This window comes from Streptomyces fructofermentans, from assembly GCF_014651055.1.
Classification (GTDB): Bacteria; Actinomycetota; Actinomycetes; order Streptomycetales; family Streptomycetaceae; genus Streptomyces; species Streptomyces fructofermentans.
The window spans coordinates 1-17,719 of sequence record NZ_BMWD01000014.1 but is presented as its reverse complement, the minus strand read 5'-3'; the positions used below and the strand labels follow the sequence as shown (position 1 = coordinate 17,719).

Genomic DNA, 17,719 nt, shown 5'->3' with positions numbered 1-17,719 from the left:
AGGGGGACGGTCGCGGAACAGCCCTCCTGCCTGCCGATCGGGCCGCGCCTCCGGGCTGGACCCCCGTGGGGCCGCAGTCCGGTGGGCGGCTGTCGGCCCGCACCGCAGGCGACGGAGATCGCTGGAGGCGGACATGAAGGTGAGCCGGGTCGGCGTGATCGTGCACGGCGGGCGCCCAGAAGCCGTGGAAGGCGCCCGCACGGTCGGCGCATGGTGCGCCGAGCACGCACTCGGATGCACGGACATCGACGTGTGGAGCAACGACGGAGAGCGCACCGCCCGGCAGGAAGCCGCAGCGGCCGGCGATCCGGACCTCATTGTCACGCTGGGCGGGGACGGGACCTTTCTACGCGGCGCGATGGTCGCGCACGCCGTCGACGCGCTCGTGCTCGGAGTCGACCTCGGCCGCGTGGGCTTTCTGACCGAGGTCCCCATGACGGCGCTGCGCGAGGCTCTGGACGCCGTACGCGAGGGCCGGATCGACATCGAGCAGCGCATGTTCCTGACCATGCGCACCTCCTGTCTCCTGGAGATGCCTTCGGACATCGAGGCCTTCATGCGGTACGGCCAAAGCCCGCTCCTGCGCCCGCCGAGAGCGCGCGCCGACTGTGAAGTGGGCGGCGAATGGGGTATCCCGCTCGATGTGGCGGCCCTCAACGACGTGGTGCTGGAGAAGCTCGCCCGGGACCGCCAGGTCTCGGCCGGGGTCTACATCGCGGGCCAGTTGCTCGCCTCCTACTCGGCCGACGCCCTGCTCGTCGCCACCCCCACCGGCTCGACCGCCTACAGCTTCGCCGCTGGCGGCCCCATCCTCTCGCCGCGCAGCGAAGCCCTCGTGTTCACCCCCGTCGCACCCCACATGCCGTTCAACCGCTCAGTGGTCGCCGCACCCGACGAACCCGTCGGACTGCGCCTGCTCGAACGCTCGAGCCCGGCCGCGGTCACCATCGACGGCCTGGTCCGCGGCGTCCTCAAGCCCGGCGACTGGATCGGGGTGTACGCCTCACCGCGCAAACTGCGTGCCGTACGCCTGGGGATGACGGACTTCTACCGCAGGCTGCGCCGGCGCATGAACCTCACCGACGCCCCCGCCGCTCTCGCCGACGGCGCCACGGCGCCGTTGTGGTCGGTGACAACTCCTCCGCCCGGGGACTTGGCACACCTGTCGCTGCCCCAGCCCTCCCCGCCGCCCGCTTGAACAACCGGCGTTGGGCCGATGCCTCTCCCCGCAAGGGGCGACGCAGGTGCGTCCCTGGGGGAGAGGACCGTCGTCCGCCGGACCTGGCCGATCGCCGGCCGCGCGGCGACCGTCATCCGTCTGAGGCCCGTGACGTCCACCAGTGGCCGCCTGCACTGTCGTCATCGCGCCGGCCGGACTGCCGGTGGTGGGTGCGCCCATGCCAACGACGACTGCATCACCCGGGCCTACGCGCCGGGTGTGCGGGTTCCTCGGCAAAGGCGTCGGCGCGCGTCGCCTTCGTGGAACGCGACACCCGCCCCGGGCAGCACCGAACCCCGTGGTGCCGCCCGTACGTCCGAAGGGTCTGGAGCGATCCCCATCCCGGGAGTCAGGCCGCGACGAGCTCCTGCTCGCGCTCGGGCGCCCCGACCTTGGGCTTCTTGTTCGGCAGCGAGAGCCGGAAGACCTTGTGCCACGCGGAGAACACCTGCTTGGGCAGCGGCCCGGTGACGTACTCCAGCTCGTACTTCTCGAACAGCGCGCGCACCTTCACCGCGACCTCGGCGTACCGGTTGCTCGGCAGGTCCGGGAACAGGTGGTGCTCGATCTGGTGCGACAGGTTGCCGGTCATGAAGTGCATGGCCCTGCTGCCGCTGATGTTTGCCGAGCCCATCATCTGGCGCAGGTACCACTGGCCGCGCGTCTCGCCCCTGATCGACCGGCGCTCGAAGACCTGCACACCCTCGGGGAAGTGCCCGCACATGATCACCGAGTGGGTCCAGAGGTTGCGGACCAGGTTCGCGGTGAACGTGGCGGCGAGCGTGGGGAGGAACGAGGGGCCCGACAGCAGCGGGTGGATCACGTAGTCCTTGAGCACCTGCTTGCGGATCTTGCGGCCCACGGCCTTGGCCCGCGCACGGAACTCCGGGTTCTTACGGCGCCGCTTGCTCAGGTTCTTGCCGAGCTCCAGGTCGTACGCCGCGATGCCGTACTCGAAGAAGCAGGCGTTGATGAAGTTCCACAGCGGCTGGCCGAGGTGGAACGGGTGCCACCGCTGGTCCTCGTCGACGCGCATGATGCCGTAGCCGAGGTCGTTGTCCTTGCCGATCACGTTGGTATAGGTGTGGTGCAGCTCGTTGTGGGAGTGCTTCCACTGGTCGGCCGGCGAGACGTGGTCCCACTCCCAGGTGGTGGAGTGGATCTTCGGGTCCCGCATCCAGTCCCACTGGCCGTGCAGGATGTTGTGGCCGATCTCCATGTTGTCCATGATCTTCGCCACGGACAGCCCGGCGGTACCGAGCACCCACGCGGGCGGGAAGATCGAGAACAGCAGCACACCTCTGCTGACCAGCTCGAGCTTGCGCTGCGCCGAGATCACCTTGCGGATGTAGGCGGCGTCCTTCTCGCCACGGTCGGCGATCACCTCGTCGCGGATCGCGTCCAGCTCGCGGCCGAGTTCCTCGATCTGCTCCGAGGTCAGGTGGGCGGTCGGGTCGATGGCGGTCAAGGTGTTCCTACCGTTCGATGTCGCAGGGGCCCGCCGCGGCGGACACGCAGGTCTGGATGAGGACGCCCGGCTCGGCCTCGGTGATCTCACCGGTACGCAGGTCGCGGACGGCGCCCGCCTTGAGCGGCGTGACGCAGCCGAAGCAGATGCCCATGCGGCACCCGGAGGGCATGAGCACGCCGGCCTCCTCGCCGACGTCCAGCAACGGCGTCGCGCCGTCCGCGTCGACCCTCTTGCCGGTGGCGCTGAAGGTGACCTCACCGCCCTCGCCGGCGACGACGATGCCGGGGCGGAAACGTTCGGTGTGCAGGCGCTCCGGGACGCCGTGCCCGGTCCAGTGCTCCTCGGCGGCGTCGAGCAGGCCCGCGGGGCCGCAGGCCCAGGTCTCGCGCTCGGCCCAGTCGGGCACGAGCTCGTCGAGACGGGCGATGTCCAGCATGCCGTCCGTGTCGGTGTGCACCTCGGTGAGCAGCAGCCTCTTGTCAGCGACCAGGTCGTGCAGCTCCCCGCGGAAGATCACGTCCTGCGGCCGTGGCGCGCAGTGGACCATGACGGCGTCGTCGAACTCCGTGTTGCGCAGCATGCCCATCACGGGCGTGATGCCGCTGCCGGCGGTCAGGTACAGCACCTTCGCGGGCTTGGCCTCGGGCAGTACGAAGTCACCGGTCGCCTGGTCGAGCTGGATCAGCGTGCCCGGTTTCGCCCTGTGGACCAGGTGGTTGCTGACCTTGCCGTCCGGGATCGCCTTCACGGTGATCGTGACGCGTCCGTCCCGGCGGCCGGTCGGCGAGGTGATGGAGTAGGCGCGCCACAGTCGCACCCCGTCGACGTCGACCCCGATCCGCACGTACTGGCCGGGTGTGTGGCCGCGCCAGCCCCGTCCCGGTCTGATCACGATGGTCGCGGCGTCACCCGTCTCGGGGTGCACGGCCTCGATGCGCCCTCGCAGGTCGGCGCCGGCACGCAGCGGGCTGACCAGGTCGAGGTAGTCCGACGGCAGGAGCGGCGTCGTGACCATCTCCAGCAGATTCCACGCCCTGCTGCGGAGGGCTGTACTCGTCATGGCCCCAGCTTGCTGCGTCCCAGGGCGTAAAGTCCTAACCGCAGGACGTGAATTTGATCCGCAGAATTGTTCGCAGGGAATAGAATCGTGAGCCATGTAACCCGTGGGGCCAGCGAGCTGGCCCTCGATGAGACGACCGTCACCGCACTGCGGGCCGCGCTGAAGACCACCGCCGACGAGGTCGTCCAGGCGATCATCGATGAGGTCCCTCCCTACGCCAACGCCCTCTCGGGCCACATGGGCGCCACCATCCGCCGAGCCGTCCGCACCGCCCTGGGGCACTACCTGGACCTCGCGAGCGGGAACGCCGCGGGCGGCGACGGCGGTGACGCGGCCTACGAGCTGGGCCGCGGTGAGGTCCGGGACGGCCGTTCGATGGACGCCCTGCTCAGCGCCTACCGCGTCGGCGCCCGCGTGGCCTGGCGAGGCCTGGCCGAGGGTGCCGTCCCCGCAGGTCTGCCCGCCGCCGAGGTCGCCAAGTTCGCCGAGCTGACCTTCGCCTACATCGACGAGCTCTCCGCCGCGAGCGCCGCGGGCCACGCCGACGAACTGGCCGCCCGGGGCCGGGCCCACGAGCGCCACCTGGAACACCTGGCCCGCGACCTCCTCGCCGGGGCGAGTCCGGACGTGCTGCTGGCGTCCGTCCAACGGGCCGGGTGGCAGCCTCCGGTCTCGCTGACCGCGGTCCTGCTGCCCGCCGCCCAGGCCCGGCCCGCCTACCGCGTGCTCGACCCGAGCACCCTCGTCCTCGACGACCTCCCGGACGCCACCGGGGTGCTGCTCGTCCCCGATGCCGACCGGTCACACATCTTGCGGCAGCTCACCGACCGCACCGCCGTGGTCGGCCCGGCCCGGCCATGGACTCGCGCGTCCGCCTCGTACGCACGAGCCGTACGCGCGCGCTCCCTCTCCTCCGACATTCGCGACACCGAGGACCACCTGCCCGAGCTGGTGCTGAGCGCCGACGCGGACGCGTTCGCGGACCTGCGTGCCCGGGCCCTCGCACCGCTGCGGACCCTGCCCGTCACGACCGCACGGCGGCTGGAGGAGACACTGCGGCAGTGGCTGCTGCACCAGGGCAGGCGGGACGAGGTGGCGGCGGCGCTGTTCGTCCATCCCCAGACGGTCCGGTACCGGATGTCGCAGCTGCGGGAGCTCTTTCCCGATCTCGCATCGCCACAGCGGGTCCTGGAACTGACGTTGGCGGTCGGTCTTCGGGACAGCTGACATGTGCTGCGACCGACCTCGTACCCGTCCTCGACGCCCGCGTCTGCGCTGCCGGGAGATGATGAGGATGGACGGACGGAATGTGAGGTCAGGAGTTTCATGGCGAATCGGGTTCACCGACCCCGTGAGGACGCGGAGTTCGATTTCATCCTCGGGATGAGCGCGGTTCCGGTCCTCGCGTACTTCACCGGGACATGGCCCAAGGCGGTCGAGCCCTGCCGGGTGATGGACCTCGTCATGGGTGGCGTCGCCGACGAGTGCACGGGCGGCCGCCTGACGGTCGTCCGCGCCGACATCACGCGGTGTCCGGCCGCGACCGAGCGATACGGGATCACCGGGGCCCCGTCCTGCGTCCTGCTGAAGCAGGGGGAGGCGGTGGCGCAGGCCACGGGGCCCATGACCACCGCCGAGGTGCGGGAGCTCCTGGACGGCCACCTCTGAGCGGACATCTGGACCATCCCCCCTTGTGATCCCACCCGTCGAGTGCGGGCATCCGCTGTGCCCGTGCACCGCAGCCGGCACCGCGGGACGAATCCGATGCGCACGCTCTGCCCGATCGTTCAGAACAGGGAGTTCCAGAAGATCGTTTCCGGGTCGGGCCCGTCCGGGTGGAGCATGCAGCGCCTGCAGCGCAGGAGTCCGGGTTCGCCGGTTCCGGAGGCGGCGCTCATCCAGGGCAGGGCTTCCATGGCGTGTGCGCGTTCGTCGTCGGCGAGGGCGTCGACGGTGCGGCGGAGTTCCTCGGGGACGGGGCCGTCGGTGAGGCAGAGCCATCCGATCGCCGCCGCCAGGCGGGCTTCGGGAACCTCCGCCTCGTCGCGCCAGCGTTCGCGCAGCCACGCGACGGTCGGCGGGTGCGGGTGGGCCCGGGTGATCTCGGCGGTGGCCAGGGCGAAGGCGGCACGGACCATGGGGTCACGTTCCGCCGCGAACCCTCCGGCCAGGGCGGTCCGGACGACGCGGTCGAGGTCGGCGGCCGTCGCCAGGACGTACGAGGCGTCGACGCGGACGGCAGGGTCGGGGTCGTTGAGGAGGGGCACGAGCGCCGGCGTGTTCGCGGTGATCGCCGTTCGGGCGGCGGCTACCGACCAACCGGCCGGGTAGGCGGTCACCTCGTAGCCGTAGTCGTCGTGTCCGTCGGGAGCGTGACGTGCGGGATCGGTGCGGTGAAGGAGGAATTCCGCGCGGGAGGCGACGCCGAGGTGCCGGGCGCGGGCCGGTCCGGGGAGGGCGTCGAGGGCGGCGGCGCGGTGGGGGTGGTCGGGGTCGGCGACGACGGGGATCAGGAACGGTACGGCGAGGGCGGCCGCCGCCCGGCTGTCGTTGGCGCACAGGCTCCACAGCACACGGGGCGCGTCCTCGCCCGGTTCGCCGTCGGCGCGGAGGGCGGCAACGGCCTTCCGCACATCGGGGCCGTGGGGAAAGTTTCCCCACGGGACGGCGTCGAGGGGCAGGTCTCGTCGGAGCTCGGGCAGGATGCCGGCCACCACCGCCCGTACATCGAAGCAGCCGCCCGCGAACAAGGCCAGGTCCGCCCCGTCCGCGACTTCCCGGCACATCGCGAACGTCGGATCGCTCCGCCAATCCCTCACAGCCCACCCTCACCTGTCGAACCTGTCGAACCTGTCGAACCTTCGGACACCTGATCATGGCCGGAGCGGGGCCTGCCGGCAGCCGGGTCGTGAACTGCCCGGCCGCTCGCGCACAGTTGCGCCATGGTGCGGTGCTTTGAGATCAGAGTTCGGTCGTCCAGATCCCGACAGGGTGGTCACTCGGAGGCAGCCACAACTGAGGCTGTGACTCTCGATGGCTCATGTCGGCCCGCTCATCCCAGTGGAATCGGCTCTCGGGATCAGGCCACGCGACCTGCAGCACGGGTAGAGGTGGCCGCCGGTAGAACCCGATGGCCTGTCCGAAGAAGGTCCGGTACCAGCCACGATCGACCTGCCTGAGCGCGACCCGATGACCGTCGGCCACATCGAAATGGTCCTGGCCGGCCGCCAGGGTTTCGCCCGCGGCGGCCTTCTCTCCAAGGGTGTTGAGCACACGGTGCATGGCGTGGACATCGAGCCCGAACATGGCGAGTTCAGGACCGCCGTGGGTGTGCGCGAGGCCGATCGTGTAGGCGAATCCGGGGCCGATCTCGTCTTCGGGGACCATCACGACGTGCCATCCATGCTGCCGTACATGCTTGGCGATCGTCAGATCCATGCGGTCCGCATCGTCCCGGTCGCCGTAGTCGTGGCACAGGACGCAGCGGCACTGGAACGGATCGTCAGTCATGTGCGGAGGGTATGGGGCGAGCGTTCGCGGTGAGCAGCCGGGTTTGTCCCACGCGCAATCGCAATGACGCCGTCGGCACCCTGACATCCCCTGAGTACTTGCTTCGGTGACGCAGTCACATGCCTGGTGCATCGCCTCGTGCGAGGCAAAGATCATCCGAGGCCCTATCGTGATCCACGGGCGTACAACCCCGCATGGATCACGGCTGTCTGACGAAGGCGCCGGAGGACGATTCTCCGGCGCCTTCGATACAGAGATCGGGGATTCAAGTGGGGAAGAAGCTCTGGAGAGCAGTCGTGGCCGGTGGTGCGGTCGCGGTGTTCACCGGCGTGGCTGCGCTTCCGGCCGGAGCGGCCGAAGGCGGGGCCTCGTTCACCCGCGTTCAGGTGAACGGCGGCAAGCCGATCGTGATCGGCGTGTCGAACGAGGTCGCGGTGCCGACCTCCTTCCGGATGGCGACCACCCGCACGTGGAAGTGGCCGGCGGTGTTCCTGTACCGCGACGGTGCGAGTGATCGGCTGTGGCACGCCATCGAGACGAGCGACTGCATCAAGGTGAGCTCGGGCGTCTGCGACTTCAACGAGACGATGTACTTCGACCCGAGCGAGTGGGAGATGCGCAACAGCGAGGCCGGGGCCTGGAAGGTCGCGGCCGAGGTGTACTTCCAGGGCGGCGGCGGTGACACCGATGATGAGGGCCTCACGGTCTACGTCAAGCGCAACTCCCGCCTGAGCGTGAACGCTTCACCCGAGCCGGTGACCAAGGGCAGCAGCATCACTGTGACCGGAAAGGTCACGCGGGCCAACTGGGAGACCAGGAAGTACGCCTCCTACGCAGGCCGCCTGGTGACCTTGCAGTTCAAGCCCACCGGAGCCGCCTCCTACACCACGGTGAAGAAGGTGTACGCGAACGGCTCGGGTGCTCTCAAGACGACCGTGAAGGCGTCGAAGTCGGGCTCGTGGCGCTGGGTGTACTACGGCAACACCACGACCGGGCCGTCGACTTCGGCCGGGGACGACGTCGTAGTGAAGTGATTTCCCCGGGCTGCCTCCCGCCCTGCCCGGCAGCCGACTTCCCCCGAGGCTGCTGAGGCGCGTCACGAGACGGGGAGAGATCTTCATCCAGATCTGCGTGATGGTGTGCAGTGCTCGATTCGGCTGCCGGCCGTCACCACGGTCGATCCGGTGTCGGTCGGTCGGCCCGAGGCGCTCGGGTGAAGGGCCAGCCAGTCATGGGAGGGGCTCGTGTCGGAGACGGCACGAGCCCCTCGCCCTCTTCCGGACGCAGTGTCCGTCGATGCACCCCGACGACCGAACGAGCAATGATTAAACCCGGTCAGTCCCCCATGAACCACAAGTAGCTCCCCGGCGTCTCCGCACACGCTTCAAGCAACTCGGCCAGGTCGACCAGAGCCGCCTTCTGCTTGGCATCAGTACACCCCTGTGCCAAGGCGGTAACTTCCTGGCGGGCGACAGCCGCTTCCTGTTCGTTGAACAGGGTGTCGCCGTACGGATCCACCCAGACGAGCTTGCCCGAGCCGTGCCGGTCGAGGGTGCTCATCACCTTCGACAACGCCTCTCCGTGCTCGTACGAACCCCGGAGCAAGCTGTCCCGGGACCCTCCCTTGCGCATCGGTCGCCTCGAGTGCAGTTCCAGCTCGACCCCCATGACCACTCCTTCAAGCATTCCTTCCTGCGCAGAGCGCGGACACCGAAGCATCCCAGAGCTCATTTGTCAGGCGCGGCCCAGGGCACTCCGCGCCTGGTGACGGCTGCGCCGCGGGTCACCGGTCGTCCTGACGGCGATGGCGGTTCCGGTTGCGCCGAGGCGGTCGACGGGTATTTCACCGCGGGTGGTTGCGCGGGTGACGGCCACCGCAGGGCGACTCCGTAGGTGCCGTGGTCGATTCCGCGGACGACACGGTCGACCGCCGAACGCCGGGCCTCCTCCCCGGGCAGGTCCAAGGCTCGCCGGAGGTCGTCCGCCAGGGCCCGGGGAGCGCTCCGCTCGTGCCGGATGAGCGCCCGGCGCCGTACGCGACCCCCGTACGTGCCGTCCAGCATTCCGGTCCTGATCCGGGCGGCGACCGCGGACCGCTCGGGGCCGTCCGCCGCACGCCAGGCGCGCAAGTCCCGGCCCAGCGCGTTGGGCAGGCACCGGGGTGGACAGTCGAGACATTGGCGCAGCGCCCTCGGCGGACCGGACAGGACTCTTGTGAGCAGGGACATGGCACAGTGCTCCTTCCCGCGCGAGGCATCGGAAGGAGTCTGCCGTGCCAGGGCAAAGCCTCGGTCAGGGGTGAGTTCGGGCAGTGTAAGGATCGCTCGGCACGGGGCTGGACCGGTCGGCGGTCGGCCGGTCGCCGCCGGGCCCGTCCGTAACCGTCCTGCTCGCAATGGCCTGGTCGGCAACGGTCCGGCCGGCCGCGTTCGAACCGGCAGCGGATGAGTCCGTGCCGGATCGGCCGGTGCCGGGCAAGTCCTTGGCCGGCAGGCCGGTGGCGGGGTGCGGGGGGAGGCGGACGGTGAAGCACGCGCCGCCCTCGGGAGCGCGTCCGCGGGCGGTGATCGTGCCGCCCAGCCGATGGGCGAGCCGGTGCGCGATGGCCAGGCCCAGTCCGCTGCCGACAGGCCGGACCCCGCGGTAGCGCTCGCAGAGGGCACCGCGTTCGAAGGCGATCGCCGCGTCGTCCTCCGTGAGACCCGGTCCGCCGTCGCGGATCTCCAGCCGGGCGCCGGAGCCCTCGGGATACAGGCCGAGCACCAGAGGCCGGCCCGCCGGTGTGACACGCAGGGCGTTCTCGGCGAGTCCGTCGACGAGTTGACGTACACGGAAGCCGTCGGTGGTGAGCGTCAGCGCGTGCCCGGGGCGTTCGACGCGGAAGTCGACGTCGTGCCGGGCGCAGCGCGCCGACCAGGCCGCGGCGGCCTCGGCGACGAGTGCGTCCAGGTCGACGTCCGCGCTGTCGAGCCGGAAGTCGTCGGCCTCCAATCGGGCCAGCGCCAGCAGGTCGCCCACGAAGCGCTCCAGCCGATGGATCTCCGACTGCAGGACACGGCCGATCCCGGGGACCTCGTCGCCGGTCACCACCTCGTCGGCGAGTGCCTCCGCGTATCCCCGCACGGTGGTGAGCGGAGTACGGATCTCGTGCGAGACGGAGAGCAGGAAGTCGCGCTGCCTGTTCTCGCTTCGGGCCAGGGCCGCGTCCAAGGCGTTGAGCGCGGCGGCCAGTTCGGCGACCTCGGTCGGTCCGTCCGCTCGTACCCGCAGCCCCCGCTCGCCCTCGGCCAGCCGGTGGGCGGTGGCTGCGGCGGAGGTGAGGGGCCGGGCGAGCCGCCGGGCCAGCAGCGCTCCTGCCAGCGCCGAGCCGGTCAGGCCCAGCGCCAGGGGCAGGACCAGGCTGCCGCGGATGCGGTCGGTGGCCTCGTCGACGGTGCTCATCGGCCGGACGAGCACCAGCCCTCCGCCGGTGGGCGTCGCCACTCCCTCGACGAGCATCCGTCGGCCGTCGAGGGCCGCGGTCGCCGATACGGCGTGGCCGGACAGCAGCGCCTTGCGTCCCGCCGCGTCGACGGCCTCGGCCGCGGGTCCCTCCACTTCGCCCGAGGGCCGGACGAGGGCGAGTTCGGTGCCGGTCGGCCCGGCGATGCGCTGCTGGCGGTCCAGCATCCACGAGGCCAGGGGCGGGGTACGGGCGAGAACCTCGGCCTGGCGCGCCAGGTCCTCGCGCTCCCGGGCCTCGGTGGTCGTACGGATCATTCGCCAGGCGAACAGCCCGGTGAGCAGCACGGCCACCGCGGCGACGGCCGTGGTCAGCAGGACGATGTTCCCCGCAAGGGTGCCGCGGACGGCGTTCCCCGCCAGGACGCCGCGACGGCCCGGGGCGGTCATCGCGCGTCGTCGATCATGCCGTAGCCGACGCCCCGGACCGTGCGGATCGCACCGGCGTCACCGAGCTTGGCGCGGAGCTGGGAGATGTAGACGTCCATCACACGCGTGTCACGGTAGCCCGCGTACCCCCAGACGCGAGCGAGCAACTGATCGCGGGAGAAGACCTGTCCGGGGTGGTGCATGAGATGGGCGAGCAGGTTGAACTCGGTGGTGGTCAGCTCCACGGGGCGGCCGTCCACACGCAGGGTGCGGCGACCGGTGTCCAGGACGAGCCGCCCCACCCTGTGTACCGGATCCTGCCGGGGACCCGAGGCACGGCGCAGCAGGCTCTTGACGCGGGCGACGAGTTCCTGCGGCGAGAACGGCTTGGTGAGGTAGTCGTCGGCGCCGAGTTCCAGGCCGAGGATGCGGTCGGTGACCTCGTCCCGTGCCGTCACGAACACGATGGGGGTCCAGTCGCCGTCCTCACGCAGCCGCCGGCAGATCTCGACACCGTCCATGCCGGGCAGGGCGATGTCCAGCACGATCGCCACCGGCCGCAGTCGACGGGCGGCGGCCAGTGCCTCGTTCCCGTCGGCCTCCACGTGGACGCCGAAGCCCTCGCGGCTCAGATAGCGGCGCTGGAGGTCGGCGATGTGCCGCTCGTCCTCGGCGATCAGGACGAGCCCCTTGTTCTCCGCCATGTGCCTCTCTCCTCGGGCCCCGGGACACGCCGGCCGTCCCGAGGACCCGGGGGATGCCCCGACTCTAACCAGCGCCGACCGTGCTCCGACGCCGCGGGCCCGATCCTTACAGCGCCCGAACATTCGCCGAACGTGCCGCTCGGACAGCTTCGGCACATTGGACGCGAGATCGAGACCTGGGAGGGCACGTGAACACCAACGGCTCCAGCACGCGTCAAGTCCGCCTCGGGCCGCCGCGCCCCGACTCCGACACCCGTCATGTCGGCTTCGGCATCCGTCGCGTCCGCTTCGGCATCCGTCGCGCCGCGATACGCCGGACCGTGCCCGCGCTCGTGCTCGCCGCCGCCGCGGTGGCGGGAACCGTGTGGGCCCCGCAGTCCGGAACGGCGGACGCGGCCACCACGGAGGTGGTCGCCTCGCCGCTGCTGCTCGCCGGCGCCGCCCCGGTCACCGAGCCGGGGCCGCTGCCCGGCCGGGTGCCCCCGAAGCTGCGCGCGGATCTGCGGGAGCTTCGTACGCTGGAGGGCGACGAACGCCGCCGGGCCGCCGCGCGCGTCTGGAAGGATGCGCTGGCAGGCAACTACGGCACCCGGGTACGGATCCGTGCGGAGCAGGCGCGGCGCCGCGTCGAGAGCCTGCCCCCGGAACTGCGGGACGACCTGAAGGCCGTACGCGGCCTGCGCGGACAGGAGTTGCGCGACGCGCTCCGGCCGATACGGGACAAGGCGTCGAAGGGCGGTTACGGCGAGGCGGTCCAGCGCTGGGTGGAGCGCCGCGACCGCGTACGGCCGCAGAGGTGACGGCGGCGCGAGGGCGCGGTGCCGGAGTGCGCCCTCGGGCGCGGTGGCGGTTGCGGCCGGGGTGGGGGAGGCCCCCGCGTCTCCGGGTGCGGGTGCGGGTGCGGGTGCGGGTTCCTGCGCCGGGCCGGCGGGTTCTGCTTGCGGTGGGTGCCACCCTGCTCGTGTCGCTGTGCGGCTCGGCTTCTGCGACGGCTTCCGCGTCGCCGTCCACCTCGGCTGCCCCGCCGCCGTCCGCATCGGCGACACCGGGCACATCCTCCCACCCGCGCCCTCCGGTTGACGCCGCCCTTGGCCCGGACTCGGGCGTGCACTTGCGCGGGGGCCTGCGCACGGACCCGGGCGCGAACCTGCCCGTGCAGCTCGGTACGGATCCGGACCCGGCCGTGGGCCCGGACCCGGACCCGGGCGCGGCCCTTGGCGCGGGACCGGGCGAACTCGCGCTGCTCGGCCTCGTCGCGGCCACGGCGGCGGGTCTGCTCGCGGCCGTCACACTCCTCGTCCTGCGCACGCGCGCGCACGGCACCGACCCCGTATCCGCACAGCCCGCACCCGCGGCACCGAACCAACCCGCGCAACGGCGCGGCCCGACCGAGACAGGCACGATGACCCACACGACCGGGACACCTGACGACACCTGCCGAGCCGAACCCGAACACCGCGCCCCGGCCGGGCTGCTGCACCGCCTCGGCCGCCGGTGCGCGCGGCGGCCCTGGAGAGTGCTCGCTGCCTGGCTGCTCGTGCTGCTGGCCGCCGTCGCCGCAGACCGCGCGTGGGGCGGATCGTACGAGGACGACTTCGCCATGCCCGGCACCTCCGCGCAGACGGGCGCGGACCTGCTGGACGCGCACGGTTCGAAACAGGTCCGGGGCACCGCCTCGCAGATCGTGCTGCACCCCGGCGACGGACCGCTCGAATCACACCGGGACACCGTCGGAGGGGCCCTGCGCGAACTCGGCGAACTGCCCGAAGTCATCTCGGTCAGCGACCCGTTCACGGCACCGGGGGCGATCTCCGCGGACGGGACGACCGGCATCGCGACCATCCGCTTCACCCAGAACCCGGTCCGTTTCGACCGGTCCTACCTGGACGGTGTGGACGACGCGGTCAGCGGGCTCCGTACCGAGGGCGTGCAGGTCGAGTACGGCGGACCGCTGGGGCAACTCGCCCGGCCGGAAGCCGCCCACCACCTGTCGGAGACCATCGGACTCGTGACAGCCGTGGTCGTCCTGCTGGCGGGGTTCGGCAGTCTGGCCGCGGCGGGGTTCCCGCTGCTGACCGCCGTCGTGGCGCTGCTCGCGGGCATCTCCCTGCTCGGCCTGCTGGCAGCGGTGTTCGGTTTCGGCACGGCCGCGCCCACACTGGCCACGATGATGGGCCTCGGCGTGGGCATCGACTACGCCCTGTTCCTGATCACCCGTCACCGGCGCCTGCTGCGCGACACCGACGGAACGGGCGACCCCGCCGAGGCCGCGGGCAGGGCCGTCGCCACCAGCGGCAGAGCCGTCGTCGTGGCTGCCGCGACCGTCGCCCTCGCACTCGCGGGCCTGTACGCGTCGGGCGTCGGCTTCATCGGAACGCTCGGGTTCGCCGCGGGGCTGACGGTCGTGGTGGCCGCCCTGGCCGCGCTCACCCTGGCCCCGGCCCTCCTCGGCATCGCCGGGCACCGCATCGACCGCCGGCGAATAGGGACACCGGTCGACGAACCCACCGGCACGGCGGACGCCTGGCACCGGTGGGCCGCTGCCGTCGGCCGCCGGCCCTGGCAGGCCCTCGCCGTCGGCCTCCTCGCCCTCGGCGTGCTCAGCGTGCCCGCGGCCTCGATGCGGCTCGGGCATGTCGACGCGGGAGCCGGCCCGGCCGACTACACCGACCGCCGCGCCTTCGACCTCGTCTCCGACGGCTTCGGCCCCGGCACCAACGGCCAGCTCACCGTCGTCGTGGACCTCGACGGGGCCCGCGCGCGCAGTACGGCGGACATCACCGCACTCGCGGACTCCCTGCGTGACGCGCTGGCCCGCACCCCGGGTGCCGCCGCCGTGTCCGTCCCCGCCGCCACCGAGGACCAGGCCCTGCTCATCGCCACGGTCACCCCGGAGACGGGGCCCGAGGACGAGGCGACCTCCGAACTGCTCCACCGTCTCGCCGACGACACCCTCCCGGACGCCCTCGCGGACATCGGTGCGGTCGGTCACGTCACCGGTCCGACCGCGGCCCAACTCACCTTCCGGGACGTGGTCGCGGACCGGCTGCCCCTCATCATCGCGGTCGTGGTCGCCGCGGCCTTCCTGCTGCTGCTCGTCGTCTTCCGCAGCCTGCTCGTCGCGCTCAAGGCGGCGCTGCTCAACCTGCTGTCCATCGGCGCCGCGTACGGAGTCGTCGTCGCGGTCTTCCAATGGGGCTGGGGCGGCTCCCTGTTCGGCGTCCCCGAACCCGTACCGGTGGAGTCGTACGTGCCGATGATGATGTTCGCCATCGTCTTCGGCCTGTCCATGGACTACGAGGTGTTCCTGCTCTCGCGCATCCGGGAGTCCTGGCTCGACACGAAGGACAACCACGTCAGCGTCGCCACCGGACTGGCCGGCACCGCCCGGGTCATCACCTGCGCCGCGCTGATCATGACGAGCGTCTTCCTCGCCTTCCTGCTCTCCACCAACGTGGTGGTCAAGATGCTGGCGCTCGGACTGGGCGTCAGTGTCGTCATCGACGCCACGCTCGTACGGCTCCTGCTGGTGCCGTCCACGATGTACCTGCTCGGACGGGCCAACTGGTGGCTGCCCCGCTGGATGGACCGGGTGCTGCCCCATCTGGACCCCGAGGGCCGGGCAGCCACCGTCCCCGGAGCGGCGGCCGACGCCGGACGGGAGCGGTCGACCGTGGTCGGATCCGCGGAACGGATGCCGGCGGACGGCACAGAGGCGGCCGGCACAGAGGCGGGCGACACCATCGGCACGGCCAGCACGGCCAGCACGGCCAGCACGGCCAGCACGGTCGGCACAGCCGGTGCCGGCGGTGCCGCATCGGGAGGTCGCGAGTGATCCGCGGTGTCCGACGCCTGTCCGCACGCGGCAAGGCGGGGTCCGCCGCAGTGGCCGCCCTCGCGGGCCTGCTCTTCCTCGGGACCGCGGCGGAACTCGTCGCCCGCGGCCTGCTGAACGGCCGTCTCGCCGCTGCCGCCGAGCAGACCCTCGGCGAGGGCAGCCGTGTCCGGATCGAGGGCGGGCCGGCCGTGCTCGACCTGTTCGACCGCCACCTCGACGCCCTCACGTTCAGCAGCGAACACGCCGCCCTCGGCCCCCTCACGGATGTGTCGGTGAAGGCCCGACTCGACGACGTCCGACTCACCGGGTCCCCGAACGGCACAGTGGCCCGCACCCGCGTGGACGTGAGAGTGCCCGCCGAGTCCCTGCGCACCCTGCTCGCCGCGTCCAGCGAGCGGCTGCCGGTCTCGGCCGTCCGCCTCGACGGCGAGGCGGGCACACTCACCCTGTCCCTGGGGCAACGCGGCCTGGGCGAAGTGACCCTGCGGCCCCGGCTCAAGGACGGACGCGTCACCATGACCCTCGAGCACGCCGAGGTCCTCGGCGGTCCCGCACCCGCCCGACTCGTCGAACAGGTGGAGAAGGGACTGTCGGAGCGGTCGCGGTCGGCTGCCGACTACCCCTTGGACATGCGAGCGACATCCGTCGAGATCACCGACAGCGGCCTCGACGTGAAGCTCTCCGGGGGCCCGGCGGCGCTGCCCGCGCCGAAGGACGACGCATGACCCGAGGCGCGGTCCACGGCCGGCAGGCGTGCGGGCCTCAGGCGCGCGGCTTGCGGCCGGGAGGCGGTTTGGGCAGGGTTCGGCGTGTGCCCACTCTGCTGATCGTGCATCACACGCCCTCGCCCAACTGCCAGGCCCTGTTCGAGGCCGTCGTCTCGGGGGCCACCACACCCGAGATCGAGAACGTACGCGTGGTCCGGCGGGCGGCGCTGTCCGCCACGGCCTCCGACGTCCTCGCCGCCGACGGATACCTGCTCGGAACGCCGGCGAACCTCGGATACATGTCGGGCGCCCTCAAACACTTCTTCGACCAGGTCTACTACCCCTGCCTCGACGAGACCCGCGGCCGGCCGTTCGGCTACTACGTGCACGGCGGCAACGACGTGACCGGTGCGGTGCGGGCCGTCGAGTCGGTCACCACCGGCCTGGGCTGGAAACGCGCGGCGGACGCCGTGACCATGACGGGGGAGCCGACGAAGGACGACATCGAGGCGTGCTGGGAACTCGGGGCGACGCTCGCGGCGCGACTCATGGAGGCGGGTTCCTGACCACCACGGCGTGGAAGGCTCCCGGTCGACGCCTCGTGCCGTTGGGCACGGCCGCCGACGCAATATCGCTTTGCCGAGCCGGAATCCGCGCATACCATCAGGGACAAGGCGGGGTCGTAGCACAGAGGTAGTGCGCCGCGACGACATCTCGGAGGACGTCGGTTCGAATCCGACCGCCCCGCCCCTCCAACGCCGCCCAGCGCTCCGGCCGGGGCGCCCGCGTCTCCGCGGGCGCCGACGGTGGAGACGGGACTACGCCTCGCTGATGTTGACCATCCACGGGATGCCGAACCGGTCCGTACACATGCCGAACACGTCACCCCACATCTGCTTCTCCAGGGGAACGGCCACGACGCCGCCGGCGGACAGCTTCTCCCAGTAGCCGCGCAGTTCGGACTCGTCGTCCCCGCTCAGGCTGACCGAGAAGTTGTTGCCCGGGTCGAAATCCATTCCCGGCGGGGTGTCGGCGCCCATCAGGGTGAAGCCGCTCGGCGTCTCCAGCATGCCGTGCATGATCTGGTCGGCCACCGGGGTGCCCTGCTGGCCGGACTCGCCGAAGGTGTTCAGCGCCAGCGTGCCGCCGAACACCCCCTTGTAGAACTCCAGCGCCTGCCGCGCGTCACCGCCGAAACTGAGGTAGGGGTTGAGTCGAGTGGCCACGGAATCCTCCTGATCTGGGGCAAACCTGCCGGACGCTGGCAGCCTAGCCCCGGGCACTGACATTGATGCTGATACTCAGGGTCCCGGTGGTCGTGGCTCTGGCACTGACTGACG

Annotated in this window: 16 protein-coding genes and 1 tRNA gene; 9 read left to right on the top strand and 8 right to left on the bottom strand. The window is 71.4% G+C overall.

All coding sequences use genetic code 11. From position 1 onward, the window contains the following. Nucleotides 1-133 precede the first annotated feature (133 nt). Complete coding sequence (locus tag IE265_RS20015) at nt 134-1,198, top strand: NAD(+)/NADH kinase (protein WP_190037008.1); 1,065 nt, start codon at nt 134-136, stop codon at nt 1,196-1,198. 370 nt (nt 1,199-1,568) lie between these two features. On the opposite strand, the gene IE265_RS20010 is transcribed toward IE265_RS20015, so the two are convergent. Both IE265_RS20010 and IE265_RS20005 read right to left on the bottom strand, forming a co-directional pair. Then, complete coding sequence (locus IE265_RS20010; protein ID WP_190037007.1) at nt 1,569-2,687, bottom strand: fatty acid desaturase family protein; 1,119 nt, start codon at nt 2,685-2,687, stop codon at nt 1,569-1,571. Between the two features lie 7 nt (nt 2,688-2,694). Then, on the bottom strand, nt 2,695-3,750 hold the full coding sequence (locus IE265_RS20005) for a ferredoxin reductase (RefSeq protein WP_190037006.1): 1,056 nt from the start codon (nt 3,748-3,750) through the stop codon (nt 2,695-2,697). Between the two features lie 87 nt (nt 3,751-3,837). Between IE265_RS20005 and IE265_RS20000 the strand changes: the two genes are divergently transcribed. Then, nucleotides 3,838-4,977, top strand: a complete 1,140-nt coding sequence (locus IE265_RS20000; RefSeq protein ID WP_190037005.1) for a PucR family transcriptional regulator — start codon at nt 3,838-3,840, stop codon at nt 4,975-4,977. A gap of 99 nt (nt 4,978-5,076) precedes the next feature. Then, nucleotides 5,077-5,418 carry a thioredoxin family protein gene (locus IE265_RS19995; RefSeq protein WP_190037004.1) on the top strand — a complete coding sequence of 114 codons (342 nt, stop codon included), beginning with the start codon at nt 5,077-5,079 and terminating at the stop codon, nt 5,416-5,418. 119 nt (nt 5,419-5,537) lie between these two features. On the opposite strand, the gene IE265_RS19990 is transcribed toward IE265_RS19995, so the two are convergent. Continuing rightward, nucleotides 5,538-6,569, bottom strand: coding sequence for a HEAT repeat domain-containing protein (locus tag IE265_RS19990; protein ID WP_229916305.1), 1,032 nt, complete (start codon nt 6,567-6,569; stop codon nt 5,538-5,540). A gap of 142 nt (nt 6,570-6,711) precedes the next feature. Continuing rightward, on the bottom strand, nt 6,712-7,260 hold the full coding sequence (locus IE265_RS19985) for a DUF4262 domain-containing protein (protein ID WP_190037003.1): 549 nt from the start codon (nt 7,258-7,260) through the stop codon (nt 6,712-6,714). Nucleotides 7,261-7,529: 269 nt separating this feature from the next. Between IE265_RS19985 and IE265_RS19980 the strand changes: the two genes are divergently transcribed. Then, entirely contained in the window at nt 7,530-8,294 is a 765-nt protein-coding gene (locus IE265_RS19980) for a hypothetical protein (RefSeq protein ID WP_190037002.1), read from the top strand. A 301-nt stretch (nt 8,295-8,595) separates the two neighbouring features. Here IE265_RS19980 and IE265_RS19975 read toward each other — a convergent pair whose 3' ends face one another. From IE265_RS19975 to IE265_RS19965, 3 genes are all read right to left on the bottom strand, one after another. Continuing rightward, nucleotides 8,596-8,928, bottom strand: coding sequence for a hypothetical protein (locus tag IE265_RS19975; protein ID WP_190037001.1), 333 nt, complete (start codon nt 8,926-8,928; stop codon nt 8,596-8,598). A gap of 624 nt (nt 8,929-9,552) precedes the next feature. Continuing rightward, a complete protein-coding gene (locus IE265_RS19970) occupies nt 9,553-11,151 on the bottom strand; it encodes a sensor histidine kinase (protein ID WP_190037000.1) in 1,599 nt (532 codons plus the stop codon). Continuing rightward, the gene (locus IE265_RS19965; protein ID WP_190036999.1) at nt 11,148-11,834 is read right to left on the bottom strand and encodes a response regulator transcription factor; all 687 of its coding nucleotides are present in this window, start codon (nt 11,832-11,834) and stop codon (nt 11,148-11,150) included. The genes IE265_RS19970 and IE265_RS19965 overlap by 4 nt, the downstream gene beginning before the upstream one ends. 188 nt (nt 11,835-12,022) lie before the next feature. On the opposite strand from IE265_RS19965, the gene IE265_RS19960 reads away from it, so the two are divergent. The 5 genes from IE265_RS19960 to IE265_RS19940 all read left to right on the top strand — a co-directional run bounded on the left by IE265_RS19960 (nt 12,023) and on the right by IE265_RS19940 (nt 17,128). Beyond that, nucleotides 12,023-12,634, top strand: coding sequence for a hypothetical protein (locus tag IE265_RS19960; protein WP_190036998.1), 612 nt, complete (start codon nt 12,023-12,025; stop codon nt 12,632-12,634). A 602-nt stretch (nt 12,635-13,236) separates the two neighbouring features. After that, nucleotides 13,237-15,669 (top strand): MMPL family transporter, encoded by a 2,433-nt coding sequence (locus IE265_RS19955; protein WP_190037137.1) that lies wholly within the window; start codon nt 13,237-13,239, stop codon nt 15,667-15,669. Next, nucleotides 15,666-16,397: an LmeA family phospholipid-binding protein gene (locus tag IE265_RS19950; protein ID WP_190036997.1), complete on the top strand. Its 732-nt coding sequence runs from the start codon at nt 15,666-15,668 to the stop codon at nt 16,395-16,397. The genes IE265_RS19955 and IE265_RS19950 overlap by 4 nt, the downstream gene beginning before the upstream one ends. 86 nt (nt 16,398-16,483) lie before the next feature. Then, nucleotides 16,484-16,945, top strand: coding sequence for a flavodoxin family protein (locus IE265_RS19945; RefSeq protein WP_190036996.1), 462 nt, complete (start codon nt 16,484-16,486; stop codon nt 16,943-16,945). A 108-nt stretch (nt 16,946-17,053) separates the two neighbouring features. Next, nucleotides 17,054-17,128 (top strand) — tRNA-Ser (locus tag IE265_RS19940). A 69-nt stretch (nt 17,129-17,197) separates the two neighbouring features. Here the strand turns inward: IE265_RS19940 and IE265_RS19935 are convergent. Next, nucleotides 17,198-17,605 carry a VOC family protein gene (locus IE265_RS19935; protein WP_190036995.1) on the bottom strand — a complete coding sequence of 136 codons (408 nt, stop codon included), beginning with the start codon at nt 17,603-17,605 and terminating at the stop codon, nt 17,198-17,200. Nucleotides 17,606-17,719: the final 114 nt, after the last annotated feature.